Source organism: Pseudomonas sp. AC532, assembly GCF_979258965.1.
Genome location: NZ_OZ409888.1, coordinates 4,490,199 through 4,514,446, shown reverse-complemented (window position 1 = coordinate 4,514,446; position 24,248 = coordinate 4,490,199). Strand labels below are relative to the sequence as shown.

Annotated in this window: 20 protein-coding genes and 5 tRNA genes; 5 read left to right on the top strand and 20 right to left on the bottom strand. The window is 62.8% G+C overall.

Annotated elements, in window-relative coordinates; translation table 11 throughout:
• Positions 1 to 116: 116 nt before the first annotated feature.
• From ACZ0AV_RS20970 to ACZ0AV_RS20960, 3 genes are all read right to left on the bottom strand, one after another.
• The gene (locus ACZ0AV_RS20970) at positions 117 to 776 is read right to left on the bottom strand and encodes a YceH family protein (RefSeq protein WP_499152803.1); all 660 of its coding nucleotides are present in this window, start codon (positions 774 to 776) and stop codon (positions 117 to 119) included.
• Positions 777 to 1,134: 358 nt separating this feature from the next.
• Positions 1,135 to 1,209 (bottom strand) — tRNA-Arg (locus ACZ0AV_RS20965).
• Between the two features lie 87 nt (positions 1,210 to 1,296).
• Positions 1,297 to 4,764 carry an indolepyruvate ferredoxin oxidoreductase family protein gene (locus tag ACZ0AV_RS20960; RefSeq protein WP_499152802.1) on the bottom strand — a complete coding sequence of 1,156 codons (3,468 nt, stop codon included), beginning with the start codon at positions 4,762 to 4,764 and terminating at the stop codon, positions 1,297 to 1,299.
• 200 nt (positions 4,765 to 4,964) lie between these two features.
• On the opposite strand from ACZ0AV_RS20960, the gene ACZ0AV_RS20955 reads away from it, so the two are divergent.
• From ACZ0AV_RS20955 to ACZ0AV_RS20945, 3 genes are all read left to right on the top strand, one after another.
• Complete coding sequence (locus ACZ0AV_RS20955; protein ID WP_499153420.1) at positions 4,965 to 5,432, top strand: Lrp/AsnC family transcriptional regulator; 468 nt, start codon at positions 4,965 to 4,967, stop codon at positions 5,430 to 5,432.
• A 179-nt stretch (positions 5,433 to 5,611) separates the two neighbouring features.
• A complete protein-coding gene (locus ACZ0AV_RS20950; protein ID WP_499152801.1) occupies positions 5,612 to 5,848 on the top strand; it encodes a hypothetical protein in 237 nt (78 codons plus the stop codon).
• A gap of 189 nt (positions 5,849 to 6,037) precedes the next feature.
• Complete coding sequence (locus tag ACZ0AV_RS20945; RefSeq protein ID WP_499152800.1) at positions 6,038 to 6,223, top strand: PA3371 family protein; 186 nt, start codon at positions 6,038 to 6,040, stop codon at positions 6,221 to 6,223.
• A 38-nt stretch (positions 6,224 to 6,261) separates the two neighbouring features.
• Here ACZ0AV_RS20945 and phnN read toward each other — a convergent pair whose 3' ends face one another.
• Positions 6,262 to 6,831 carry a phosphonate metabolism protein/1,5-bisphosphokinase (PRPP-forming) PhnN gene (gene phnN, locus ACZ0AV_RS20940; RefSeq protein ID WP_499152799.1) on the bottom strand — a complete coding sequence of 190 codons (570 nt, stop codon included), beginning with the start codon at positions 6,829 to 6,831 and terminating at the stop codon, positions 6,262 to 6,264.
• Between the two features lie 447 nt (positions 6,832 to 7,278).
• Between phnN and ACZ0AV_RS20935 the strand changes: the two genes are divergently transcribed.
• On the top strand, positions 7,279 to 7,608 hold the full coding sequence (locus ACZ0AV_RS20935) for an Arc family DNA-binding protein (protein ID WP_027906133.1): 330 nt from the start codon (positions 7,279 to 7,281) through the stop codon (positions 7,606 to 7,608).
• A gap of 59 nt (positions 7,609 to 7,667) precedes the next feature.
• Here ACZ0AV_RS20935 and mgtE read toward each other — a convergent pair whose 3' ends face one another.
• A complete protein-coding gene (mgtE, locus tag ACZ0AV_RS20930) occupies positions 7,668 to 9,116 on the bottom strand; it encodes a magnesium transporter (protein ID WP_499152798.1) in 1,449 nt (482 codons plus the stop codon).
• A gap of 317 nt (positions 9,117 to 9,433) precedes the next feature.
• Between mgtE and ACZ0AV_RS20925 the strand changes: the two genes are divergently transcribed.
• Positions 9,434 to 9,931, top strand: coding sequence for a DUF4124 domain-containing protein (locus ACZ0AV_RS20925; protein WP_499152797.1), 498 nt, complete (start codon positions 9,434 to 9,436; stop codon positions 9,929 to 9,931).
• 124 nt (positions 9,932 to 10,055) lie between these two features.
• Here the strand turns inward: ACZ0AV_RS20925 and ACZ0AV_RS20920 are convergent.
• The 15 genes from ACZ0AV_RS20920 to ACZ0AV_RS20850 form a co-directional block, all read right to left on the bottom strand.
• Positions 10,056 to 10,132 (bottom strand) — tRNA-Arg (locus ACZ0AV_RS20920).
• A 71-nt stretch (positions 10,133 to 10,203) separates the two neighbouring features.
• A tRNA-Arg gene (locus ACZ0AV_RS20915) sits at positions 10,204 to 10,280 on the bottom strand.
• A gap of 71 nt (positions 10,281 to 10,351) precedes the next feature.
• Positions 10,352 to 10,428, bottom strand: a tRNA-Arg gene (locus tag ACZ0AV_RS20910).
• 70 nt (positions 10,429 to 10,498) lie between these two features.
• Positions 10,499 to 10,589, bottom strand: a tRNA-Ser gene (locus tag ACZ0AV_RS20905).
• Between the two features lie 61 nt (positions 10,590 to 10,650).
• Entirely contained in the window at positions 10,651 to 10,836 is a 186-nt protein-coding gene (gene csrA / locus ACZ0AV_RS20900; protein ID WP_013792214.1) for a carbon storage regulator CsrA, read from the bottom strand.
• Positions 10,837 to 11,018: 182 nt separating this feature from the next.
• Positions 11,019 to 12,257 carry an aspartate kinase gene (locus tag ACZ0AV_RS20895; RefSeq protein ID WP_499152796.1) on the bottom strand — a complete coding sequence of 413 codons (1,239 nt, stop codon included), beginning with the start codon at positions 12,255 to 12,257 and terminating at the stop codon, positions 11,019 to 11,021.
• A gap of 111 nt (positions 12,258 to 12,368) precedes the next feature.
• The gene (gene alaS, locus ACZ0AV_RS20890; RefSeq protein WP_499152795.1) at positions 12,369 to 14,993 is read right to left on the bottom strand and encodes an alanine--tRNA ligase; all 2,625 of its coding nucleotides are present in this window, start codon (positions 14,991 to 14,993) and stop codon (positions 12,369 to 12,371) included.
• A 219-nt stretch (positions 14,994 to 15,212) separates the two neighbouring features.
• Entirely contained in the window at positions 15,213 to 16,214 is a 1,002-nt protein-coding gene (gene ltaE / locus ACZ0AV_RS20885; protein WP_499152794.1) for a low-specificity L-threonine aldolase, read from the bottom strand.
• Positions 16,215 to 16,270: 56 nt separating this feature from the next.
• A complete protein-coding gene (gene astE, locus ACZ0AV_RS20880; RefSeq protein ID WP_499152793.1) occupies positions 16,271 to 17,281 on the bottom strand; it encodes a succinylglutamate desuccinylase in 1,011 nt (336 codons plus the stop codon).
• A gap of 9 nt (positions 17,282 to 17,290) precedes the next feature.
• Entirely contained in the window at positions 17,291 to 17,575 is a 285-nt protein-coding gene (locus ACZ0AV_RS20875) for a hypothetical protein (protein ID WP_042553126.1), read from the bottom strand.
• 38 nt (positions 17,576 to 17,613) lie between these two features.
• Entirely contained in the window at positions 17,614 to 18,975 is a 1,362-nt protein-coding gene (gene astB, locus ACZ0AV_RS20870) for an N-succinylarginine dihydrolase (protein WP_499152792.1), read from the bottom strand.
• Positions 18,972 to 20,435, bottom strand: coding sequence for a succinylglutamate-semialdehyde dehydrogenase (astD, locus tag ACZ0AV_RS20865; protein WP_499152791.1), 1,464 nt, complete (start codon positions 20,433 to 20,435; stop codon positions 18,972 to 18,974). Before astD ends, astB begins: the two co-directional genes overlap by 4 nt.
• A 128-nt stretch (positions 20,436 to 20,563) precedes the next feature.
• On the bottom strand, positions 20,564 to 21,580 hold the full coding sequence (gene astA, locus ACZ0AV_RS20860) for an arginine N-succinyltransferase (RefSeq protein WP_499152790.1): 1,017 nt from the start codon (positions 21,578 to 21,580) through the stop codon (positions 20,564 to 20,566).
• A 52-nt stretch (positions 21,581 to 21,632) separates the two neighbouring features.
• Positions 21,633 to 22,649, bottom strand: coding sequence for an arginine/ornithine succinyltransferase subunit alpha (aruF, locus tag ACZ0AV_RS20855; RefSeq protein WP_499152789.1), 1,017 nt, complete (start codon positions 22,647 to 22,649; stop codon positions 21,633 to 21,635).
• Between the two features lie 130 nt (positions 22,650 to 22,779).
• Positions 22,780 to 24,003: an aspartate aminotransferase family protein gene (locus ACZ0AV_RS20850; RefSeq protein WP_499152788.1), complete on the bottom strand. Its 1,224-nt coding sequence runs from the start codon at positions 24,001 to 24,003 to the stop codon at positions 22,780 to 22,782.
• Positions 24,004 to 24,248 lie beyond the last annotated feature (245 nt).

Below are 24,248 nucleotides of genomic sequence, written 5' to 3'. Positions count from 1 at the left end.
CAACACGGCAAACGGCATTCCAGAAAAGGGGGGTGCTCGTGCCGTGCCATATTGAGGATGCGCACTGCGCAACAGTTCATTATTCCCGCGACGATCAACGCCAGGCTCGGTTCAACTCAGCCCGCGATGCCACCCTCCAGTACCGCCAGGCGCGCTTCGAGCTCGCTGATCCTGGCTTCGAGCGCTTCCAGACGCTCGGCAGAAGATCCCGCAGTTGGCCGCTCTGCGTGCCCTGCCCGCTCCTGGATCTGCGCCTGCAACTCGGCCGGATCGCCCAGCAGGTGGGCGTAGCGGTCTTCGCGCTGGCCAGGCTGGCGCCCCACCAGACTCACCAATTGCCGGGCGATCAGGCGTTCGAGGTGATGCTGCACCTGGTCGGCGTCATCGAAGTCATGCAGGCGGTTACTGCGCGTCAGCAATTCGCTGATGGTCTGCGGGCCACGCAGCAGCAGCAACCCCACCAATGTGACCTGCGGGGCCACCAGTTCCAGCGCCTTGTCGGCCCGTTGCTCCCAGCGATCGGCACGGCTGCCCATCACCAGTCGCGCCAGGCCCCGCTCCTCCAGGCTGCGCAAACCCTGGCCGACGGCACCTTGAGTAAGGTTCATCAGCGGGTCGCGACTGGTCTTCTGGTTGCACGCCAGCAAGAGCGCATTAAGGGTCAGGGGATAGGCTTCTGGAGTCGTCGCCTGCTTCTCGATCAGGCTTCCCAGAATGCGAGCCTCGACGGCAGTCAGCGGCTCTGCGCCTGATACATCGTTAGGCTGATCGGACATATCGCTTACCTGGGCTGGAAGGAAAGGCCTAGGGTAGCCTGCTGATTGGCAGATAACACGCCTGACGCATTATTTTGCATCGCGTGATGCCGCGATTTTCCGGGATCAGGGGAGCGCCTGGAAAAGCATCGACGCAAATGAGAGGAATTTGTATTGACTCTTATTCGAGAATGATTATTATCTACTTCGTCAGCTGCGAAGCTGGCTTGATAATCTGAATGCATCCACACGGAGGCTCCAGATTATCTCCTCATCAGGCTAATCACGGTTATTGACCCGGCTTTTTGCCGGGTCTTTTTTTGCTTTTTTTCAGGCTAACGCAAACTGTCGACTGGACCACATCCGCGCCGCAGGATGATGGCGTCCCCTGCTGGAATCGAACCAGCATCTAGCCCTTAGGAGGGGCTTATTCTATCCGTTGAACTAAGGAGACTCGTGCAAACCGGCGTCATCGCAACGGCCGGCCGGCATGTTAACCATCACGGCGACATTTGTCATGCCGTTGCCGCCCTGCCTGGCCTCATGCTGCCGGTTCGAACATCCTGACGACCGTTATTTCAGTGGTTTTCATCCGCGCTTGCAACTGCTGTTCCTGCTCACGCACCCGGTGCACCGCCTTTTCCTTCACATGCCCATAGCCGCGAATCTGCTCCGGAAGCTCGGCAATGGCCAGCGCGGTCTGATAGTTGGCGGCGCTCAAGCCATCCAGCAGCGCGGCGATGCTGCATTCGTAATCCTCGATGAGCTGGCGCTCAAGTTTGCGCTCTTCGCTGTGCGAGAACGGGTCCAGCCAGGTGCCACGTAGCCCGCGCATGGCCGAGAGCAACCTGAATGCCTTCAACATCCAGGGACCGAAACTGCGCTTGCGCGGCTCGCCGGTCGCCTTGTCGACAGGGGTGAGCCAGGAAGGCGCCAGGTGGAATTGCAGGCGGTAGTGCCCCTCGAATTGTGCCTGCAGCGCCTCGGTGAAGGCTGCATCACTGTACAGGCGCGCCACCTCGTACTCGTCCTTGTAGGCCAGCAGCTTGAAGTAATAGCGCGCCACGGCCTGGCTCAGCCGCTGGGAGGGGTCGCTATCACGGGCGCTGACGCGCATCACCAGTTGTCGGTAGCGCTCGGCATAGGCTGCATTCTGGTAGGCCGTCAGGCGTGCACTGCGGTCCTCGATCAGTTCCTCCAGCGTCTCGCAGCGCGGCGCCGTCGCGTTGACAGGCCGCACCAGGCGCTCGATCGCTGCGGCGTCATGGGCAGCGCGCCGCCCCCAGAGAAAGGCCTGCTGGTTGAATGCCACCGCCACATCGTTGAGTTCGATGGCCCTGTCGATCGCCTGAGCACTGACCGGCACCAGCCCCTTCTGGTAGGCATAGCCAAGCATGAACAGGTTGGTGGCGATGCTGTCGCCAAGCAGGCGAGTGGCCAGCTGGGTGGCGTCGACGAACCAGGTCTTCTCGGCGCCCACCGCATCGATCAGTGCCTGGCGCATTGCCTGGCCAGGTACCTGGGCATCCGGGTTGCGGGTGAACTCGGCGGTAGCCGCCTCATGGCTGTTGATGACCGCATGGGACACCTGCTCGTTGAGTTTGGCCAGGGCGTCCTCGCCCGCGGCCACCACCAGATCGCAGCCGATCAACAGGTCGGCCTCGCCCGCGGCGATGCGCACCGCATAGATGTCATCCTGGCGTGCAGCAATGCGTACATGGGTATTCACCGGGCCGAACTTCTGCGCCAGCCCAGCCTGGTCCAGCACGGTACAGCCCTTGCCTTCCAGGTGCGCTGCCATGCCCAGCAGTGCGCCCACCGTGGTCACGCCGCTCCCGCCAACGCCGGGCAACAGAATGCTCCAGGGCCTTGCCAGAGAAGGCAGGCGCGGCTCTGCAAGCGCCACGAACAAGGCGCCCGCGCCGACCGCCTGTGGCTGGCGCAATTTGCCGCCATGCACGGTGACGAAACTGGGACAGAAGCCCTCCAGGCAGCTGAAATCCTTGTTGCAGGCGTTCTGATCGATTTCGCGCTTGCGACCCAGCTCGGTTTCCAGCGGCAACACAGCCAGGCAATTCGATTTCACGCTGCAGTCGCCACAGCCTTCACACACTGCCGCGTTGATGAAGGCGCGTCGCGCCGGATCGGCCAACTTGCCGCGCTTGCGCCGACGCCGCTTCTCGGTGGCGCAGGTCTGGTCATAGATGATCACCGAGACGCCCTTGAACTCGCGCAGCTCCCGTTGCACGGCGTCCAACTCACGGCGGTGGTGAAAGCTGGTAATCGGCGCAAAGGACGCACGGCTCGGGTATTTGTCCGGCTCGTCGCTGACCACCGCGATGCGCTTGACCCCTTCGGCGAAGACCTGCTGACTCAACTGATCAACACGCAGCTCGCCGTCCACCGGTTGGCCGCCAGTCATCGCCACCGCGTCGTTATAGAGAATCTTGTAGGTAATGTTCACGCCAGCCGACACGGCGGCGCGCAGCGCAAGGTGCCCAGAGTGGAAATAGGTGCCGTCACCGAGGTTCTGAAATACGTGAGGCGTGTCGGTAAAGGGCGCCTGGCCAATCCATGTCACGCCCTCGCCGCCCATCTGGGTGAAGGTCTCGGTGCTGCGATCCATCCATTGGGTCATGTAATGGCAGCCGATGCCGCCCATGGCCCGACTGCCTTCCGGCACCTTGGTGGAGCTGTTATGCGGACAGCCCGAGCAGAAATGCGGAGTACGTACTGTGCTGTAGCTGCGCGCCGCCAGCGCCTTCTCCTTGGCATCGAGGAAACCGAGGCGCGCCTCGATGACCTCGCTGGTGTAGATGGGAGCCAGACGCCGGGCAATCACCCGCGCCACCATGGCAGGCGTCAGCTCGCCCAGGTTGGGCAATAGCGATTGGCCGTGCTCATCGAACTCACCCACCACCCGTGGGCGCTTGCCGACCGGCCAGTTGTACAGTTGCCCGGTGAGCTGGTCCTCGATGATGCTGCGTTTCTCTTCGACCACCAGAATTTCGTCCAGCCCATCGGCGAAATCGTGGACGGACACCGGCTCGAGCGGCCAGCTCATGCCCACCTTGAGCACCCGCAGACCGACGCGCGCGCACAGCGCCTCGTCGAGCCCCAGATCGTCCAGCGCCTGGCGTACGTCCAGATAGGACTTGCCGGTCGTAATGATGCCCAGCCGCGGGTTGGGCGAATCGAGCATGACCCTGTTCAGCCCATTGGCCCGGGCGAACGCCCGGGCTACGTAGATCTTGTGGACGTTGAGGCGTTTTTCCTGCGCCAGGGGTGGATCCGGCCAGCGGATATGCACGCCGTCAGCGGGCAGCTCGACGTCATCGGGCAGGGTGATGGCGACCCGCTGCGGATCGACATCCACCACCGCCGAAGAGTCGACGTTCTCGGCAATGGTTTTCAGCGCCACCCAGCAGCCGCTGTAACGCGACAGCTCCCAGCCGATGATGCCGTAATCGAGAATTTCCTGGACGTTGGCGGGGTTCAGCACGGGAATCGAGGCCGCGATGAACGCATGCTCGCTCTGATGGGCGATGGTCGAGGATTTGCAGCCGTGGTCGTCCCCGGCCAGCAACAGCACCCCGCCGTGGGGCGACACGCCCGCCGAGTTGCCATGTTTGAACACGTCACCACTGCGGTCTACGCCAGGGCCCTTCCCGTACCACATGGCAAACACGCCATCGTAGCGGGCTCCCGGAAACAGATTGGTCTGCTGGCTGCCCCATACGGCAGTCGCCCCAAGCTCTTCGTTGATACCGGGCTGGAAGTGAATGGCGTGTTGCTGGAGGAATTCGCGTGCCTCCCACAGGCTCTTGTCGAGCCCACCCAATGGTGAGCCGCGGTAGCCGGAAATAAAGCAGGCCGTGTTGAGCCCGGCGACTACATCGCGCTGTTTCTGCAGCATGGGTAAACGGGTCAGTGCCTGGGTACCGGTGAGGTAAAGGTGACCCGTAGCGAGACGATACTTGTCGTCCAGGCGGATTTCGGCCAGAGACATGGGACGGCGCTCCTTTTATTTTTATAGCGACCTTCAGGCGGCAACGGTATGTACTGCCTGCTCACATCCGCCAGGATCACTGTGCAGATGCCTTGCGTAAGCATAGCCTGGAGGTCAGCGAATTTTTGTTTCTAATTCGCGCCGTCAGCGCCAATACTCAACATGATCATTCCAATAAAAACGACAAATCGGAAAAAAGCATGCACGAACCGTTGAGCGCCATCGATCGCCGTATCCTGCGCCTGCTGCAACGCAATGCCGACCTCAGCGCAGCTGAAATTGCCAAGAAGGTGGAGCTATCCCAGTCGCCGTGCTGGCGCCGTATCAGCCGGCTGCAGGAGGAAGGATTCATCGAACGCAAGGTGGCATTGCTGAGCCACAAACGGCTGGGGTTCAATATCACCGTGTTCGTCAGCATCAAGTTATCGGCTCACGGGCGCAGTAATCTTGACGAGTTCGAGCAGGCGATCATCGGCTACCCAGAGGTGCTGGAATGTTTCACCATGGCCGGCAGTTCGGACTACCTTTTGAAGGTGGTGGCGCGGGATATCGCAAGTTACGAGCGGTTTCTACGCGATCAATTGCTGCAGCGGCCACACGTTCAGGAGGCCCATTCCGGCATCGCGATGAGTGAAGTCAAACGCACAACTGAACTTCCGCTCGATTAGGAACTCGTGCACAGTCATGCATTTTGCAATACGACGGAAGCCGCACCTTGCAAGCTGCACGAGATCAACGCTTAAAAGTATTCTTATATGCTTGATTTTAAAGGATTTTTTATTTTAAAAATCTTGGCATGAGAACTGCTCTTTTACTCGCATAGAAATCGAATGCGAGATCCCCAACCATGAAAAGCATCATCGCCCTGGCCACCGCCATTGCCCTGACCCTCCTGGCAGGCGCCGCATTCGCCAACTTTCAAATCAATCAGCAACAGGCTACTGCTACCCAACTGGTACAGCAGATGCGCGCCACGCCGGTGCAATTCAAGCATGCGACCAACGTCGAGCCCAGCCAGTTCGTTGCCAAGCCTCTGACCGATAGCGACTGGCAACCGCGCCCTCAACAGCGTTTCACGTTCTGAGCAGCGGCCATGTGGAGCGTATTTTTCCCAGGCTTCATTCTGCTGCTGGCCACCATTACCTGCGTTGCCATCTGGCTGATCGACGGCTTATCCGATCGAGTTCCGCCTCAATCCTTCACAGATGAACAAAATGGCCCCCATGACCCATTTTTCTAAACGCCAGCCACGCAGTAGCGCGAGGAAACCATGATGTCCAAACCAGCCCTGTTGAGCATAGTGATGGCGGCGATCTCCGCCGGCATGTTGTGGATGGCGCCTGAGCAATCCGCCTGGCTGACGGCTGCTGCCAAGGTGGTGCTGGCCCTGAGCGGACTGGCCCTGATGGTGGCCCTGCTGATTGGCAAACGAGTCAAGTTCGACCCCATCCTGCGCTAACTGCAACCCTGGTCGAGCAGATCACATGATGTGAAGGTTCACGCCTGCGGGCTGGCCGCTTCGATCACATGCAGAAGCTGTATTACCGTGACCTCGAGCGGCCCGGAATTGTCCAGCCGGATCAGCTTGGCGCCTACCTCCCCCACCCCCTGCGACGTGAATTGCGCGTTGCGCGCCAGCCTCGCTTCTATCTCTACAGATGGTTCCCGACCACGGTTCATCAGCCGGGATCGCAACGCCTCGGGTGAGACCTCTAGCAGAATCGGCAGCAAATCCGGATAACGCCGAAAGGCGTCGGCCAGATAGCCGCGTGAACCATTGACCAGCACCTGGCGGCCTTCGGCCATCCAGCCGTCGATCTCCGTGGGAATGCCATAGCACAGCCCGTTGGCGCGCCAGTTCATGGCAAACTCGCCGGCAAGCAGGCGCTCCTCGAACTCGCGCCGGGAAACAGCCAAGGCATCCTCGCCAACCGCTTCGGCAGACCGTGTGATCACCCGCCTGGCCACACGACAGCCCCGGGCTTCAAGCCGGGCCCGGGCAGCATCGAGCAGGCTGTCCTTGCCGGCCCCGGACGGGCCCATCAGATAAATCAGCTTACCCGCCACTCACTTTTCCTCGTTTGGTCGTGCGCCGGCTGTTCAGCTTGGCGACTTGGTTCACGACGGCGCTCCACCTGAACGATATCATTTGCGACGGAGCGCGCCGATAGCTCGACAGGCAGGACACCCGTTCGTCTGCGCACGCCATGCCTGAACGCGCAAGAGATCAGATGACTATCGGCCTGCCATTTCAACTTTTGCCGCTGGAAAACCGCTCAAATGCGACATCCCACGCATTTGAGAGTGATTTCGCTAATTGGTGCTGGCAAAAAGCCGGTACTCAGGCCAGAATACGACACGTAATTGGCGTCAAATATTTGCTAGAAAGATGTACGATCACCAGACAAAATGCCGACCGAGTTGAACGGATAGCGCTAGAGATGGTCAGAATGCTGACACTCCCGTAGCTATATGCCATTACAGCTTCGTTTCCCTGAACTAATTGGTTGATGTATGCGCCCTATGAAACAGGCTATCTACTCCAGCCGTACGGCTGACAAGTTCGTCGTTCGGTTGCCCGACGGCATGCGCGAGCGCATCGCTGATGTCGCCCGCCAACACCACCGCAGCATGAATTCCGAGATCATTGCGCGACTGGAGCAGAGCATGCTTCAGGAAGGCGCTCTGGACGACGAGCTCGGCGTGCGCCTGGACAGCCCAGAGCTTTCCTTGCACGAGCGAGAACTGCTGCAGCGCTTCCGCCAGCTGTCACGCCGCCAGCAGAACGCGCTTGTGGCATTGATCGCCCATGATGCAGAGATGGCCGCCGGCAACGACGACTGAACTGCACAATCAGAAAAACCGGCCTTAGCCGGTTTTTTTGTTGCCTGCGATAAAGCTCCTCAAAGCAGGAACAGCGTCGCCAGGCCGAGAAAGATGAAGAACCCGCCGCTGTCGGTGACGGCGGTAATCATGACGCTTGCCCCCATCGCCGGATCGCGGCCGAGGCGCATCAAGGTCATTGGAATCAGCACGCCCATCAACGCAGCAAGCAACAGGTTGAGGGTCATCGCAGCGGTCATCACCACACCCAGCGACCAACTGTCATACAAGCCGTAGGCAACCACCCCGATCACCCCGCCCCAGACCAGGCCGTTGATCAGCGCCACGCCCAGCTCCTTGCGAATCAGCCGCGAGGTATTGCCATTGCCAGTACTGACCTGGTCGAGCGCCATGGCGCGCACGATCATGGTGATGGTCTGGTTACCTGAGTTACCGCCGATACCGGCGACGATGGGCATCAACGCGGCCAGCGCCACCAGTTTCTCGATGGAGCCCTCGAACAGGCCGATGACCCGCGACGCCATGAACGCGGTCACCAGGTTCACAGCCAGCCAGGCCCAGCGGTTGCGCACCGACTTCCAGACGGAGGCGAAGATGTCTTCTTCTTCGCGCAGACCCGCCATGTTGAGTACTTCGCTCTCACTCTCCTCGCGAATCAGGTCGACCATCTCGTCGATCGTCAGACGCCCAATGAGTTTGCCGTTCTTGTCGACCACCGGCGCCGAGATCAGGTCGTAACGCTCGAAAGCCTGAGCGGCGTCATACGCATCCTCGTCGGGATGGAAGCTGACCGGGTCATTGCCCATGACCTCGGCCACCTGCTTCTCGGGATCGTTGACCAGCAGCCGCTTGATCGACAGAACACCCTTGAGTACCCCGTCGTAATCGACCACGAAAAGCTTGTCGGTATGCCCAGGCAGCTCCTTGAGACGACGCAGGTAACGCAGCACCACTTCCAGGCTGACGTCTTCACGAATGGTCACCATCTCGAAGTCCATCAGCGCACCGACCTGCTCCTCCTCGTAGGAAAGCGCGGAACGCACCCGCTCGCGCTGCTGGGCGTCGAGGGTCTCCATCAATTCATGGACAACGTCACGCGGCAGTTCGGAAGCCAGGTCCGCCAGTTCGTCGGCATCCATCTCCTTGGCGGCAGCGAGGATCTCATGATCCTCCATGTCGGCAAGCAGCGTTTCGCGTACCGCGTCGGACACTTCGAGCAGAATGTCGCCGTCACGATCAGCCTTGACCAACTGCCAGATGGCCAGACGGTCATCCAGCGGCAGGGCTTCGAGAATGTAGGCGACGTCGGCAGAGTGCAGCTCATCGAGCTTGCGTTGCAGCTCCGCCAGGTTTTGCCGATGCACCAGACCTTCGACGCGGTTCTGGTGCGGGCCTTCCTGGCGATGAGTCAGGTCTTCGACCAGCCGATGCCGCTGCAACAACTCGACGACCTGTGCGAGTCGATCCTGCAGGCTTTCTTGCGGCTTCTTGGCTTCTACTTCGGTCATGGCACACTCCGCCCCCAGCAGCGGCGCGCGCCCGAGGGTCAATCAGTCAGTACGTGATTGCACAGTTGAAATTCTGAATTACTACTGGGTAAGTCCATGGTGAGGATCCACAAGCCCCGGCGGGGCTGACAGCGCGAATAATAACACGCGAATCGGCCATGCACGTGACAAAGGCATGGCAAGACAAGCGCTTGCAGCGTTTTCCTGAGCCAATTGGCATGAGTTCGAAATACTGCGACGCACATCGGCCTTGGCAAGACACCTGGCAGTGGCAAGATTGTCGAGAACCCGATTGAAACGTCACGGAGGACGCCACCATGCATCGAATGCGCTGCGTAGTCACCTGCGCCATTCTGCTTTGCCCTGCCCCACTGCTGGCCTCGAGCGTGTTTCGCTGCGAAGACGAAAACGGCCATACCACCTTCACGCGGCACGGCTGCGCCAGCAGCCAACAACAGCAGATTCAGAATACCCACAATCCCAGACCCGGCAGCGGCGCAGCCGTTCCGCTGGCACGCCCACAGGCCGAGCTCAACGAGCCGGCACCCCGCAATACGGGGAGCACGCTGACCATCGTCGGCGAACAGCAGGACGGTTGCGGCAACGCGGTGACCGGCAGCACCCGGCGCGAGGCGATCATCAGGAAACAGGTGCGCACCGGCATGACCCGTAGCGACGTGGAAAGCGCCCTGGGCAAGCCGGAGCGCATCAGCCGGCGCAACGGGCAGACCACGTACCACTACGCGAGCAAGCACAATAACGAGCGGCGCACGGTAGTCTTCGACCAGAATGACTGCGTGGCAGGCAAACGCTAGGGCTCACCGAGAGTTCGGCAAGACCGCGCCCGAGCCAGATTGCAGAATTCGCACTGCCCACGTGCTGCGACAGCGAATTCTGGACAAAGAAAAAGGGCCTGCATCGCTGCAGGCCCTTCTTGTATGGCGGACTCAGGAGGATTCGAACCTCCGACCGCTCGGTTCGTAGCCGAGTACTCTATCCAGCTGAGCTATGAGTCCGTTTGGCACTTTTAGACCAGATCACCGCTGGTTGAAGCAAAATGATTTGCACTGCTGCAAGCCATTCAATATGGCGGACTCAGGAGGATTCGAACCTCCGACCGCTCGGTTCGTAGCCGAGTACTCTATCCAGCTGAGCTATGAGTCCGTTTGGCACTTTTAGACCAGATCGCCGCTGGTTGAAACAAAATGGCCTGCACTGCTGCAAGCCATTCAATATGGCGGACTCAGGAGGATTCGAACCTCCGACCGCTCGGTTCGTAGCCGAGTACTCTATCCAGCTGAGCTATGAGTCCGTTGGTGTTTTTAGACCAGATCACCTCTGGTTTGTTTGCCAACCCGGCCTAAGCCTGGCTTGCCAAATAATGGCGGAGAAGGGGGGATTCGAACCCCCGACACCCTTTTGAGGTGTACTCCCTTAGCAGGGGAGCGCCTTCGGCCACTCGGCCACCTCTCCGCAACACGGGGCGCATGATAAACATGTTTTCCCCGTTTGCAAACCAAAATTTCGATAAAAATTAGTGGTTTGGTTCTTCGCCCTTCTCTTTCTGGATGCGCTGGTAAATCTCTTCGCGGTGTACGGCAACTTCCTTGGGCGCATTCACGCCAATGCGCACCTGATTACCTTTAACGCCCAACACGGTGACAGTGACTTCGTCACCCACCATCAGGGTCTCTCCGACCCGGCGAGTCAGAATCAGCATTCCTTTCTCCTTACGGATTCAATTTCGGACAACATGTCTGCAAGCAAGTGAAAAGCACCTAGCAAAATCGATGAGAAACTGCCGATACCCTGGTATTGACCAGCGCAAACGGAAGGAAAGTTCCGCCCACGCCAACCAAAAGTACAAAAGGCGCGGAATCACCGCGCCTTTTGCAGAATGCCTCAGTCGCCCTGGCGGGCTGGTGCATCCAGCTCGAACGCAGTGTGCAGGGCACGCACCGCCAATTCCAGATATTTCTCTTCGATGACGACCGAGACCTTGATCTCCGAGGTGGAGATCATCTGGATATTGATGTTTTCCTTGGCCAGCGCCTCGAACATGCGGCTGGCTACACCGGCGTGGGAACGCATGCCAACGCCAACGATGGACACCTTGGCGATGTTGACGTCGCCGACCACCTCACGGGCACCGAGCTCGCGCGCGGTGGTTTCCAGCACCTGCTGAGCGCTCTGATAGTCGTTGCGGTGCACGGTGAAGGTGAAATCGGTGGTGTTATCGTGCGCGACATTCTGCACGATCATGTCCACTTCGATATTGGCGGAACTGATCGGACCGAGGATCTTGAATGCAACGCCCGGCAGGTCAGGTACGCCACGGATGGTCAGCTTGGCTTCGTCGCGATTGAAGGCGATGCCGGAGATGATCGGCTGTTCCATGGATTCCTCTTCGTCAAGGGTAATGAGGGTGCCCGGCCCCTCCTGGAAGCTGTGCAGAACGCGCAGCGGGACGTTGTACTTGCCGGCGAATTCCACCGAACGGATTTGCAGGACCTTGGAGCCGAGACTGGCCATCTCCAGCATCTCTTCGAAGGTGATCTTCTCGAGACGCTGGGCCCTGGGCACGACGCGCGGGTCGGTGGTGTAGACCCCGTCGACATCCGTGTAGATCTGGCACTCGTCGGCCTTCAGGGCCGCCGCCAGTGCCACGCCAGTGGTATCGGAACCGCCGCGACCCAGGGTGGTGATGTTGCCGTGCTCGTCGACGCCCTGGAAACCTGCGACCACGACCACGCGGCCGGCCTTCAGGTCGGCGCGAATGTTGGTATCGTCGATGCTCAGGATACGCGCCTTGGTGTGCGCGCTATCGGTCAGGATGCGCACCTGGCTACCGGTGTAGGACACCGCCGGAACGCCACGCTTGATCAGCGCCATGGCCAGCAGTGCGATGGTCACCTGCTCGCCAGTGGACACCATCACGTCGAGCTCGCGCCCTACCGGCTGGTCATCGGTGATCTGCTTGGCCAGGTCGATAAGGCGATTGGTTTCGCCGCTCATGGCGGATACCACGACGACGATGTCGTCACCCTTTTCGCGGAATTTCTTCACCTTTTCGGCGACCTGCGCGATACGCTCGACGGTGCCGACGGATGTACCGCCGAATTTCTGTACGATCAAAGCCATTTCAAAGCTGCCTCAGCCCGTGAAGGGCGCCCATTAAACAGACAACACCGCACACCACCAGGCTGCTCGCCGGGCATGGCGAGCGGCCTGGTCACGCTTGAGTTACGGACCCTAGAGACCCTGTTCGACGAAGGGCCCGACCAGCGCCAGGGCACCGTCGAGCGCGGTCGCATCGACCCCGCCGCCCTGCGCCATATCCGGCCGACCGCCGCCCTTGCCGCCGACTGCCGAAGCAGCCTGCTTCATTAGATCACCCGCCTTCAGCCTGGTGGTGAGGTCCTGCGTCACACCGGCCACCAGCACGACCTTGTCGTCCTGCACGCCGCCGAGCAGGATCACCGCGCTGCCAAGCTTGTTCTTCAGCTGATCGACCAGCGCCAGCAGGCCTTTGCCATCCAGGCCGTCGATGCGCGCACTGAGCGTCTTGACGCCTTTGATGTCCACGGCCGAACCGGCCAGGTCACTGCCTGCGGCGCTGGCGGCCTTGGCCTTGAGCTGCTCCAGCTCCTTTTCCAGCTGACGGTTGCGATCGATCACCGCCGCGAGCTTGTCGAGCAGGTTGTCGCGGCTGCCCTTGACCAGCGACGCCGCTTCCTTCAACTGCTCGTCCGCGCCGTTCAGGTAGGCGAACGCCGCCGCACCGGTGACCGCTTCGATGCGGCGCACACCGGCGGCCACACCGCCCTCACTGACGATCTTGAACACGCCGATGTCGCCGGTACGGCCGGCATGGATACCACCGCACAGCTCCACCGAGAAGCCATCGCCCATGGTCAGTACACGCACGCTGTCGCCATACTTCTCGCCGAACAGCGCCATGGCGCCCTTGGCCTTGGCGCTTTCGATGTCCATCTCTTCGGTCTGCACCGGAGTATTGCGGCGCACTTCGCGGTTGACGATGTCTTCGAGCTCCTTGAGCTGCTCGGGCTTGATCGCCTCGAAGTGACTGAAGTCGAAACGCAGACGCTGGCTGTCGACCAGCGAGCCTTTTTGCTGAACGTGCTCGCCGAGCACCTGGCGCAACGCGGCGTGCAGCAGGTGGGTCGCCGAGTGGTTGAGCCCGGTCGCCGTGCGCACGGAAGCGTCCACCTCGGCGTTGATGGTGGCGCCGACACTCAGGCTGCCCTTGCTGACCACACCGTGGTGCAGCCACGCGCCGCCCACCTTGGTGGTATCGCGCACGTCGAAACGCACGCCCGGGCCTTCCAGGAAACCACAGTCACCGATCTGACCGCCGGACTCGGCGTAGAACGGCGTCTGGTCGAGAACCACCACGCCCTCCTCGCCCTCGTTCAGGGTGTCGACGGACTGGCCGTCGCGCAGCAGCACCAGCAGCTGGCCACTGGCGACGGTAGCGCCGTAGCCGAGGAAACGGGTGTCGCTATCGACCTTGACCAGGTTGTTGTAGTCCATGCCGAAGGCACTGGCAGAACGGGCACGCACGCGCTGGGCGTCCATTTCACGCTCGAAACCGGCCTCATCGAGGGTCAGCTCACGCTCACGGGCGATGTCGCCAGTGAGGTCCATGGGAAACCCGTAGGTGTCGTACAGCTTGAAGATCACGTCACCAGGGATCACCGAGCCCTGCAGTTCGGCCAGATCCTGCTCGAGGATCTTCAGGCCCTGCTCCAGGGTCTTGGCGAACTGCTCTTCTTCGGTCTTCAGCACGCGCTCGATATGCGCCTGCTGCTGCTTGAGCTCAGGAAAGGCGTCGCCCATCTCGGCGACCAGGGCCGCGACGATCTGGTAGAAGAAGCTGCCCTTGGCCCCCAGCTTGTTACCGTGACGGCAGGCACGGCGAACGATGCGGCGCAGCACGTAGCCACGGCCTTCGTTGGAAGGCGTCACGCCATCGGCGATCAGGAAGCCGCAAGAACGAATATGGTCGGCCACCACTTTCAGCGACGCCTGGCCTTCATTGGCGCAGCCAATGGCCTTCGCCGCAGCGTTGAGCAGGCTCTGGAACAGGTCGATCTCGTAGTTCGAGTTGACGTGTTGCAGCACGGCGCTGATGCGCTCAAGCCCCATGCCGGTGTCCACGCTCGGCGCCGGCAACGGGTGCAGCACGCCATCAGCGGTGCGGTTGAACTGCATGAACACGTTGTTCCAGATCTCGATGTAGCGGTCACCATCTTCTTCCGGGGAGCCGGGTGGGCCGCCCCAGATATGGTCGCCGTGATCGAAGAAGATCTCGGTGCACGGGCCGCACGGGCCGGTATCGCCCATGGTCCAGAAATTGTCGGAGGCGTACGGGGCGCCCTTGTTGTCACCGATGCGGATCATGCGCTCGGCCGGCACGCCGACCTGCTTGTTCCAGATGTCGTAGGCCTCGTCATCGGTGGCGTAGACCGTGACCCAGAGTTTTTCCTTGGGCAGGTTCAGCCACTTTTCACCGGTGAGGAACTCCCAGGCGAAATGGATCGCGTCGCGCTTGAAATAGTCGCCAAAGCTGAAGTTGCCGAGCATTTCGAAAAAGGTGTGGTGACGTGCGGTGTAACCGACGTTTTCCAGGTCATTGTGCTTGCCACCGGCGCGTACGCACTTCTGGCTGGTCGCCGCGCGGGTGTAAGCGCGTTTCTCCAGACCCAGGAAACAGTCCTTGAACTGGTTCATGCCGGCGTTGGTGAACAGCAACGTCGGATCGTTGTTGGGAATCAGGGAGCTGGAAGCGACACGGGTGTGCCCCTTCTCTTCGAAGAAGCTCAGGAAAGCTTCACGGATTTCTGCGCTTTTCATTGGCATTTTCCAGGAAAACAGGCGGCCACGGCGAAGCCGGCAAAAGCCCGCATTATATCGGGCTTGTCCGCCGCGGCTAGGCCATCGCGCAATTATTTGCAGGCAGCTCGATGGCCGGGATTCACAGGCCCCGCAGCAGGTTGACGCCCGCGCCCATCGGTCGCCCTGAAGGCAACCAGCAGCCTGCGCACGAAGGCCTGCGGCCCAGCGCGCGGTCAGTCAGCCGCGAAACGCGGCGAAGGCTTCGATCACCTGGCCGATGGCCTCGGCGCCGACATCCAGATGCGTGACCATGCGCAGGCGCGGCGCAGCGGTGAGGCGAATGCCGCGCTCGGCGCAGAAGGCTTTCAGCGCGCCGGCCCGTTCACCGAGCTGCACGTAGACCATGTTGGTCTGCACCGGCTCGACCGAATAACCCAGTTCGCGCAGGCCGGCCGCCAGGCAATCGGCATTGGCATGATCCTCGACCAGCCGCTCGACCTGGTGATCCAGCGCATACAGGCCGGCCGCCGCCAGCACACCAGCCTGGCGCATGCCGCCACCGACCATCTTGCGCAGGCGTCGGGCCTTGCCGATCAACGCTTCGCTGCCACACAACACCGAGCCGACCGGCGCGCCCAGCCCTTTCGACAGGCACACCGATACGGAATCGAAATGCCGGGTGATTTCCCGGGCCTCGACGCCCAGCCTCACCGAGGCATTGAACAGCCGAGCGCCATCGAGGTGCAGGGCCAGCCCCTTGTCGCGGGTGAAAGCGCGGGCATCGGCAAGGTAGTCGAGCGGCAGCACCTTGCCCTGCATGGTGTTTTCCAGGGCCAGCAAGCGGGTGCGGGCGAAGTGGATATCATCCTGTTTGATCGCCGCCTCGACCCGCCCCAGGTCCAGGGAGCCATCGAGTTCCATGTCCAGCGGCTGGGGCTGGATCGAGCCCAGTACCGCGGCGCCACCGCCTTCGTATTTGTAGGTGTGCGCCTGCTGGCCGACGATGTATTCGTCGCCACGTTCGCAGTGGGCCATCAGGCCAAGCAGGTTGCTCATGGTGCCGGTCGGCACGAACAGCGCGGCGGCGAATCCCAGCTCTTGCGCCAGGCGCTGCTGCAGGCGATTGACGGTCGGATCCTCGCCATACACGTCATCGCCCAGCTCGGCGGCCAGCATCGCGTCGCGCATGCCGGCGGTGGGTTGGGTGACGGTGTCGCTACGCAGATCGATGAGGGACATGAACGCTCCTGTGCATGCAGGTGAAGGAAAGTCGAGCGCGGCGCTGGGGCGGACGGTCATCCCAGCCGTGAGGCATCGACGGGCACAATGAGAATGCCGGCACGCTGGCCGTTGTGCACCTTGGGATTGGGGAAAATGATTCGTGCGCCCTGCTCTTCCACCACCCAGCGACTGCTGGCCAGGTCTTCGGCGAGCAGGTAGCCGGGCGCCAGCTCGGTGAAGTTTTCCACATCGGCGGGCAGGTGCAGGGTGAAAGCGTCGCTGTGCTTGATCACCTCACGGGCAAAGGCGAACAGTTGCAGTCGCTCAAGGGCCGACTCGTCCACGGGCGGCTCGGCCCCTTCGATGAGCGCCCGCAGGCGCATTTCCAGGCGATCAAGATTGACCAGCTCGTTGTGCCCGAACGGCCGCGCCTTGCCCAGCTCCAGCGTGAACGCCTCGGCGCCCAGTTCGGCGTAGGTGTAGGCGCTGAAGGTAGTCGAGGCTTTGCTCTGCAACAGCACCGCGTCGATACCGGCAGCCTGCAGGCGCGCGCACTCGTGGCGCGACTGCTGTCGCCCGTCGGCCCAGGGGTACAGGGCGAACTGTTCGATACGCGAAGCGCGAATGGCGGTATGCAGGTCATAGTGCAGGCGCGTGCGCTCGGCATCGGCGAAGAACGACGATGCCAGGTGTTCGAGCTCGCAGGCGCGCATCGCTTCGGCTCCGCTGCTCAGCTCATGACGGCCACTGAACAGGCGATTGAGGTCCTGCTCGACGAAACGCTCGCCACGGCGCATCGCCAGCGGGTTGCCGAACAGCAGTAACAGACGCGCCCGCGGCTGCAGTTCGTTGCGCGCAATACCGCGCAGCAGGCGGTCGAGCAGTTCGATGGGGGCCGTCTCGTTGCCGTGGATGCCGGCCGAGAGCAGCAGGTCCATGCCGTTGTCGCGGCCAGCCGCCGGCGTCACTTCGAGCGCGCCCTCGGCGAGCCAGCGCAGCCGCGTGCCCTCCGGCGTCAACTGGATCTTCGAGGCGGGCTCATGGCCGGCCAGGGTCAGTTCGAGCAGTTTACCGAGGGCGAGCATGGGCGATCCTCAGTGATTGCAGTCCGGGCCATGGACATGATCGTCATCGGCGCCGTCGTCAGCCGGCTCCATCTCCAGCTCCAGGCTGACCAGGTTGGTGGCCAGCGGGCGCAGCAGCAAGTTGGCGTATTCGGTGTCGCCCTCGGCCACGTCGACGCCGATCATCAGCTGGCCGTTGCCGACCTGCTGGATCCACACCTCCTTGCCTTGCCAGAGCACGGCAAACCGCGTGCACGAGGTTTCCAGCTGGGTGCCGTCGCTGTCTTCGAGGATCAGTTGCAGGGCGTCGCTCATAAGTACTCCAGGTCAGTAACGGCTCGCAGCGAGCCGACTCAATTCAATTGAAAGGGATAAACCGGGCCCAGTCCAAGGATCTGCGTCAGTTCATCCAAGGCAGTGCGGCATTCGCTCAACAACTGCGGGTCGGCCAGGTCGCAGTCGCTCAGGCGATCACGGTAATGCTGGTCGACCCACTGCAGCAGCCGCTGGTAAAGCGTCGGCGTGAGCATCACGCCCGGGTTCATGGCAGCCAGCTCCTCGGCCTGCAAGGCCACCCGCAGGCGCAGGCAGGCCGGGCCACCACCATTCTGCATGCTTTGCTTGAGGTCGAACGCACGAACCTCGGCAATCGGCCCGTCGCTACCCAGCAGGGTTTGCAGGTAGGCCCAGACACGCGGGTTGCCGCGGCATTCTTCCGGCACCACCAGCAGCATACGCCCGTCGGCACGGGTCAGCAGTTGGCTGTTGAACAGATAAGAGCGCACCGCGTCTTCGACACCCAGCACCTGGCGTGGCACGCGCACCGTCTGGAGGTTCGCGCCAAGCCGGGCAAGCTTGTCGCCCAGCTCGCCGATGACCCGCGGGCCGTCCAGGAAGGCGTCTTCGTGGTGGAACAGCACCTGGCCGTTGCCCACGGCGATCACGTCGTTGTGAAACACGCCCTGGTCGACCACGGCAGGGTTCTGCTGGGCGAACACCACCGCCGTGTCGCTCAGCCCGTGCAGGCGCGCCACCGCCTGTGACGCCTCCAGGGTCTGCCGCGCCGGATAGCGTTGCGGCGACGGCAGACGCAGGTCGAACGCGCTGCGGCCGAACACGAAGAACTCCACGCCAGGCTCGCCATAGTCGCGGCACAGGCGCGTGTGGTTGGCAGCGCCCTCGTCACCAAACTGGCTGACCGCCGGCAACGCCGCGTGGTGCGCGAAATGGCGCGGGTCAGCGAACATCGCCGCCAGCACCCGGCTGGTGGTGGGATGCTCGATGGACCGGTGAAACTTGCAGTTGAGGTTGGCAGCGGTGAAATGCACCCGCCCATCCGCCGTGTCGGCGCTGGGGCTGACGGTGGCGGCGTTGGCCGTCCACATGCTCGACGCCGAACAACTGGCGACCAGCAGCGGCATGGCCTCACGGGCGGCACGCTCGATCACCTGGGCATCGCTGCCGCTGAAGCCGCAGCTGCGCAGGGCCTGTACATCCGGCCGTTCCTGGGGCGCCAGCACCGCCTGGGCGAAGCCCATGTCCATCAGCGCCTTCATCTTCGCCAAGCCCTGGCGTGCGGCCTCGCGGGGGTTGGAGGCCACCTGGCTGTTGTTCTGCGAGGCAACGTTGCCGTGCGACAAGCCACCGTAGTTGTGGGTCGGGCCAACCAGGCCGTCGATGTTCAGCTCACAGGCCGAGGCAAGCGGGCGACTCATAGGCTGACTCCCGGCGCCAGGCTGTCCGGCAGCGCCAGCCGCTCGCTTTCCAGGGAGGCGACTGGATAGGCGCAGTAGTCCGCCGCGTAGTAGGCGCCGGGACGGTGGTTGCCGGAGGCGCCAACGCCGCCGAACGGCGCGCTGCTGGCGGCACCGGTCAGCGGCCTGTTCCAGTTGACGATGCCGGCGCGGCTGCGCAACCAGAACTGCTCGTAGCGTTCGCGCGAGTCCGACAGCAGGCCAGCGGCCAGGCCGAAACGGGTGGCGTTGGCCTCCCCGATGGCCGCGTCGAAATCGCTGTAGCGAATCACCTGCAACAGCGGCCCGAACACCTCCTCATCGGCACGCGGCTGCACAGCGGTCACGTCGATGATGCCCGGCGTCAGCAAGGCGGCGCCCTCCAGCGGCTGGCTCATGGCAAGCAACGAACACGCGCCCTTGTCGATCAGCCGCGCCTGCACCTTGAGCAGGTGCTGAGCGGCATCCAGGGAAATTACCGCCCCCATGAACGGCGCCGGCTGGGCGTCGAAAGCACCGACCCTGAGGCTCGCCGCCACGCTGACCAGGCGCGCCAGCAGGGCGTCGCCCCAGCCGCCCTCGGGCACCAACAGGCGCCGCGCGCAGGTGCAGCGCTGGCCCGCCGAGAGGAAGGCGGACTGGATGATGCAGTACACCGCGGCGTCGATATCGGCGACTGCCTCGACGATCAGCGGGTTGTTGCCGCCCATCTCCAGGGCAAGGATGGTTTCCGGCCGGCCGCCGAACTGCGCATGCAGCAGGTTGCCGGTGCGGCTGGAGCCGGTGAAGTACAGGCCATCGATGCCCGCACTGGCAGCCAGCGCGGCACCGGCATCGCGGGCGCCCTGCACCAGGTTCAGCACGCCGGCCGGCACGCCGGCGTCGATCCAGCACCCGAGCGTCAGCTCGGCGACCTTCGGCGTGTACTCGCTGGGCTTGAACACCACCGTGTTGCCGGCCAGCAGCGCGGGCACGATATGCCCATTGGGCAGGTGGCCCGGAAAATTGTACGGCCCGAACACTGCGACAACACCATGGGGCTTGTGGCGCAGCACGCTGCTGGCGTCGCCCTGCACGGCGCGCCTGGTTCCACTGCGTTCGGCCTGGCTCTGCAGTGAAATGGCCACCTTGTTGATCATGCTGACAACTTCGCTGGCGGCCTCCCAGAGCGGCTTGCCGGTTTCCTCGCCAATGGCCTGGGCGAGCTCGTCCTGCCTGCGCGTCAGCGCTGCGGCGAACCGCTCGAACACGGCGATCCGCTCGGCCACGGGCAGCGCCGCCCAGGCTGGGAATGCCTGGCGCGCGGCGAGCACGGCAGCTTCGACCTGCGCGGTGCTCGCTTCGCGCCCCTCCCAGAGCACCTGCTGGCTGACCGGATCGAGAGATTGCAGGCTATCGCCCTGACCAATTTGCCAGAGACCTGCAATGTAATGCGTGCTCATGGTCTTCAACTCCAGGCTTCACGGTTCCACGGGCCGCCGCCGGGCGACGACCTTGTTCTGACGGCTGCCGCTCTGTGGCGGCATCACTGGTCAAGAGCAGGTTGCCCCGCTCACGGCACAGCGGTGTTTCAGGCGTGCGCGGCCAGCGCCACCGCACGCACCTGGTCACCCACGGTCAGGCGCAGGCGCCTGGCCGTGAGTGGGTCTACCACCAGAGTACCGGCAGCCATGCGCGCCCGTGCCGCGGTGATGCGGCACTCTTCACGCTTGCGGTTGTGCACCAGGTACACCGGCGCATCATCACCAGGCGTACCGATGGCCAGCACCAGCAACTGGCTGTCGCGAATGGCACGGATCTTCGCGGTCTCCGCCTCGATGGCCGGGCCGGCGTCGAAGATGTCGACATAGCCCTGGTAACTGAAGCCCTCGGATTTGAGCATCGCCAGCGCCGGCTCGGTGTCCGGGTGCACCCGGCCGATCACCTCACGGGCGGCCTCGGACAGAAAGCAGGTATACAACGGAAACTTGGGCATCAGCTCGGCAATGAAGGCCTTGTTGCCAACGCCGGTGAGGTAGTCGGCCTGGGAGAACTCCATGCGGAAGAAGTGCCGGCCCAGGCACTCCCAGAATGGCGAGCGACCCTGTTCATCGGAAACGCCGCGCATCTCGGCGATGATCTTGTCGCCAAACTGCTCGCGGAATTCGGCGATGAACAGCAGCCGTGCCTTGGCCAGCAGCCTTCCATTGAGGCCGCTGCGGTGATCGGCGTGCAGGAACAGCGAGCACAGCTCGGAATGCCCGGTCAGGTCGTTGGCCAGAAAAAGCGTCGGCACCTTACGGTGGATATTCAGCTCCTGGGACGCGCAAACGGTCAGCCCTACCCGGTAGTTGTACCAGGACTCGCGCAGGCCCACCCCGCCGGCAATCGCGGAAATGCCAAGCACGCGGCCGTCGTCGTCTTCGAGCACGAACATGTAGTCGCAATCGCCACGTTCGGCCTCGCCGCGAAAGGTCTTTTCGGCGCGGCCGACCCGATACGCCAGGCGCGCTTCATTGGCCGGCAGGGTGGTCAGGCCGGTCCCCGTGCTGCGCGCCAGTTCAATCAACGCCGGCAGGTCGCCGGCACGTACGGAGCGAACGATCATGATGCCTCCGGAAAACTGCGAGCCAGACGCGTGGCGTTCATCGCGGACAGATTCATACCGCCACCAACCGGACCTGCCCGCCTTCGCCAACGCCGAGCGTCTGCGCGGTGAGCGGGTCGAGCACGGCCGGCTGGCCGGGCGCCCAGTCGAGTTCGGCGATCACCGCGCGAAACTCCTGCAAGTGCTCGTTGCTGACCAGATACGCCTGCCCGCCCTTGGCCGCCTCGCTGAGTACCACCGGCACCACAACGCTCTGGGCGATGGAGCGGATGCCCGAGGTGCGCGCGTGCAACGTCGGCCCGCCGTCGAAAATGTCGATGTAGTGGTCGGTCTCGAAGCCGTCGCGCATGAGGATGTCAAAGGACACCTGGGCGCGTGGGTGTACCAGGCCCATGGATTCCTGCGCCGTATCGGGCAGCAACGGCACGTAAATCGGATAGTGCGGCATCAGCTCGGCCAGATAGGCACGGCTGCGCAAGCCGCACAGGCGCTCGGCCTCGGCGTAGCTCATGCCGAAGAAATGCCGCCCCACCGCATCCCAGAACGGCGACTCGCCGGCATCGTCGCTCTCGCCGACGATTTCCACCACCATGGCATCGGCAAAGCGCTCCGGGTGACAGGCGGCGAACAGCAGGCGGGCGCGCGAATTAAGCTCGGCCCACACGCTGTCGACCAGCGAGCGCTCCACGTAGAAACTGGTCAGCAGGCTGTTGCCGGTGAGGTCGTGGCACAGCGAGAGCACGTGGATCTTGTTGTGGATTTTCAGCTCACGGGAATTGTGAACGAAGGTCTCGTTGCGAAAGCTGTAGAACGGCTCGGAATAACCGGCCGAAGCGACGATGCCCGAACAGCCCACCAGGCGAGCGGACTGCGTATCCTCGAGGACGAAGAAGTAGCGTTCCTCACCATTGAAACTGACCTCGGCGGCGAACGAGGCTTGCGAGGCGGCGATCTTGTCGCGCAGGCGCTCGGCGTTGTCCGGAAGCGAGGTGACCCCAACCGGGCTGTCCGCAGCCAGGCGCTGCACTTCAGCGAGGTCGGTCATTCGCGCGGGGCGCATCACCAGCATGGTGTCACTCCTTCAGCAGAATCCGCAGACTGCTGTCCCGGCAGCGAGATCCAGCGTCCCTGGTGCCGACCGGTTCGCCCGGTCGTGCATGTATGAACATGGGCGGCACCCGAGCCGCCAGCGAGACCGATCAGACCGCGGCCGCCAACTTGGCCACGGCGCGCTCGAAGCGATCCAGGCCTTCGTCGATGTCGGCATCCTCGACCACCAGGCTGGGCGCGAAACGCACCACGTCCGGGCCGGCCTGGAGAATCATCAGATTCTCCTCGGCTGCCGCGTCGAAGAAGGCGCGCGCCTTGCCCTTCCACGCGTCGGACAGCACCGCGCCGATCAGCAGGCCCATGCCACGCACGCCCGAGAATACGCCGTACTGCTCGCCGATCCGCTGCAGGCGGGTCTTGAAGCGCTCGTGTTTGGCCTTGACGCCATCGAGCACCTCGGCGGTATTGACCACGTCGAGCACCGCTTCGGCCACCGCGCAGCCCAGCGGATTGCCACCGTAGGTGGTGCCGTGGGTGCCCACGGCCAGGTGGCTGGCCAATGCTTCGGTGGTCAGCATCGCGGCAATCGGGAAACCGCCGCCCAGGCTCTTGGCACTGGACAGCACGTCCGGAATCACCCCGTAGTGCTGGTAGGCGAACAGGTGACCACTGCGGCCCAGGCCGCTCTGCACTTCGTCGAACACCAGCAGCGCGTCGTGCTGATCACAGAGCTCACGGGCGCCCTGCAAGTAGGCCAGGTCCGCCGGCAGCACGCCGCCTTCACCCTGGATCGGTTCCAGTACCACGGCGCAGGTCTTGTCGCTGATGGCCGCCTTGAGGGCCGCGAGATCGTTGTAGGGCACATGGGTGATGCCCTGGATCTTCGGCCCGAAACCATCGGAGTACTTCGGCTGGCCGCCGACACTGACGGTGAACAGGGTGCGCCCATGGAAGCTGTTGGTGGCGGCGATGATCTCGTGCTTGTCGGCGCCGAAGCGGTCGTGGGCCACGCGACGGGCCAGCTTGAAGGCCGCCTCGTTGGCTTCTGCACCGGAATTGCAGAGGAACACGCGCTCGGCAAAGGTGGCCTCGACCAGCTTTTTGGCCAGCCGCAACGCCGGCTCGTTGGTAAACACATTGGACACGTGCCACAGCGTGCTGGCCTGCTCGGTCAGCGCCTTAACCAGCGCCGGATGGGCATGGCCCAGCACGTTCACGGCAATGCCACCGGAGAAATCAATGAGTTCACGACCGCTCTGATCCCACACGCGCGACCCTGCCCCACGCACTGGCACGAACGCGGCAGGCGCGTAGCTGGGCACCATCACCTGGTCGAAATCGGCGCGTTGCACCGGGGCGTGCTGAACTGACATCGGATTCTCCTGACGAGACACGCCAGCCTGGGGCTGGCGATGCGAAAGATTGTAGGGGGTGCTCGAAGGCCGGCATTGCCGGCATGCGACAACTTCTTACAGCGCCGCCCCAGACACGCGACGCCTGCAAAACGAGCCGCGGACCGCGCTGGTGCGGCGCAGTTTAAACGCTGCCGCCCTGCACACGCACGGAGCCGTGAATAATTATCCACGAGCGATATGTGAAACGCTGTACCACCGCCCTG

What these genes read in the sequence shown, in the direction of transcription:
- ACZ0AV_RS20970 (WP_499152803.1), bottom strand. Translation starts at nt 776, where the DNA reads ATGTCCGATCAGCCTAACGATGTATCAGGCGCAGAGCCGCTGACTGCC.
- ACZ0AV_RS20960 (WP_499152802.1), bottom strand. Translation starts at nt 4,764, where the DNA reads ATGTCTCTGGCCGAAATCCGCCTGGACGACAAGTATCGTCTCGCTACG.
- ACZ0AV_RS20955 (WP_499153420.1), top strand. Translation starts at nt 4,965, where the DNA reads ATGCACGAACCGTTGAGCGCCATCGATCGCCGTATCCTGCGCCTGCTG.
- ACZ0AV_RS20950 (WP_499152801.1), top strand. Translation starts at nt 5,612, where the DNA reads ATGAAAAGCATCATCGCCCTGGCCACCGCCATTGCCCTGACCCTCCTG.
- ACZ0AV_RS20945 (WP_499152800.1), top strand. Translation starts at nt 6,038, where the DNA reads ATGTCCAAACCAGCCCTGTTGAGCATAGTGATGGCGGCGATCTCCGCC.
- ACZ0AV_RS20935 (WP_027906133.1), top strand. Translation starts at nt 7,279, where the DNA reads ATGCGCCCTATGAAACAGGCTATCTACTCCAGCCGTACGGCTGACAAG.
- mgtE (WP_499152798.1), bottom strand. Translation starts at nt 9,116, where the DNA reads ATGACCGAAGTAGAAGCCAAGAAGCCGCAAGAAAGCCTGCAGGATCGA.
- ACZ0AV_RS20925 (WP_499152797.1), top strand. Translation starts at nt 9,434, where the DNA reads ATGCATCGAATGCGCTGCGTAGTCACCTGCGCCATTCTGCTTTGCCCT.
- csrA (WP_013792214.1), bottom strand. Translation starts at nt 10,836, where the DNA reads ATGCTGATTCTGACTCGCCGGGTCGGAGAGACCCTGATGGTGGGTGAC.
- ACZ0AV_RS20895 (WP_499152796.1), bottom strand. Translation starts at nt 12,257, where the DNA reads ATGGCTTTGATCGTACAGAAATTCGGCGGTACATCCGTCGGCACCGTC.
- alaS (WP_499152795.1), bottom strand. Translation starts at nt 14,993, where the DNA reads ATGAAAAGCGCAGAAATCCGTGAAGCTTTCCTGAGCTTCTTCGAAGAG.
- ltaE (WP_499152794.1), bottom strand. Translation starts at nt 16,214, where the DNA reads ATGTCCCTCATCGATCTGCGTAGCGACACCGTCACCCAACCCACCGCC.
- astE (WP_499152793.1), bottom strand. Translation starts at nt 17,281, where the DNA reads ATGCTCGCCCTCGGTAAACTGCTCGAACTGACCCTGGCCGGCCATGAG.
- ACZ0AV_RS20875 (WP_042553126.1), bottom strand. Translation starts at nt 17,575, where the DNA reads ATGAGCGACGCCCTGCAACTGATCCTCGAAGACAGCGACGGCACCCAG.
- astB (WP_499152792.1), bottom strand. Translation starts at nt 18,975, where the DNA reads ATGAGTCGCCCGCTTGCCTCGGCCTGTGAGCTGAACATCGACGGCCTG.
- astD (WP_499152791.1), bottom strand. Translation starts at nt 20,435, where the DNA reads ATGAGCACGCATTACATTGCAGGTCTCTGGCAAATTGGTCAGGGCGAT.
- astA (WP_499152790.1), bottom strand. Translation starts at nt 21,580, where the DNA reads ATGATCGTTCGCTCCGTACGTGCCGGCGACCTGCCGGCGTTGATTGAA.
- aruF (WP_499152789.1), bottom strand. Translation starts at nt 22,649, where the DNA reads ATGCTGGTGATGCGCCCCGCGCGAATGACCGACCTCGCTGAAGTGCAG.
- ACZ0AV_RS20850 (WP_499152788.1), bottom strand. Translation starts at nt 24,003, where the DNA reads ATGTCAGTTCAGCACGCCCCGGTGCAACGCGCCGATTTCGACCAGGTG.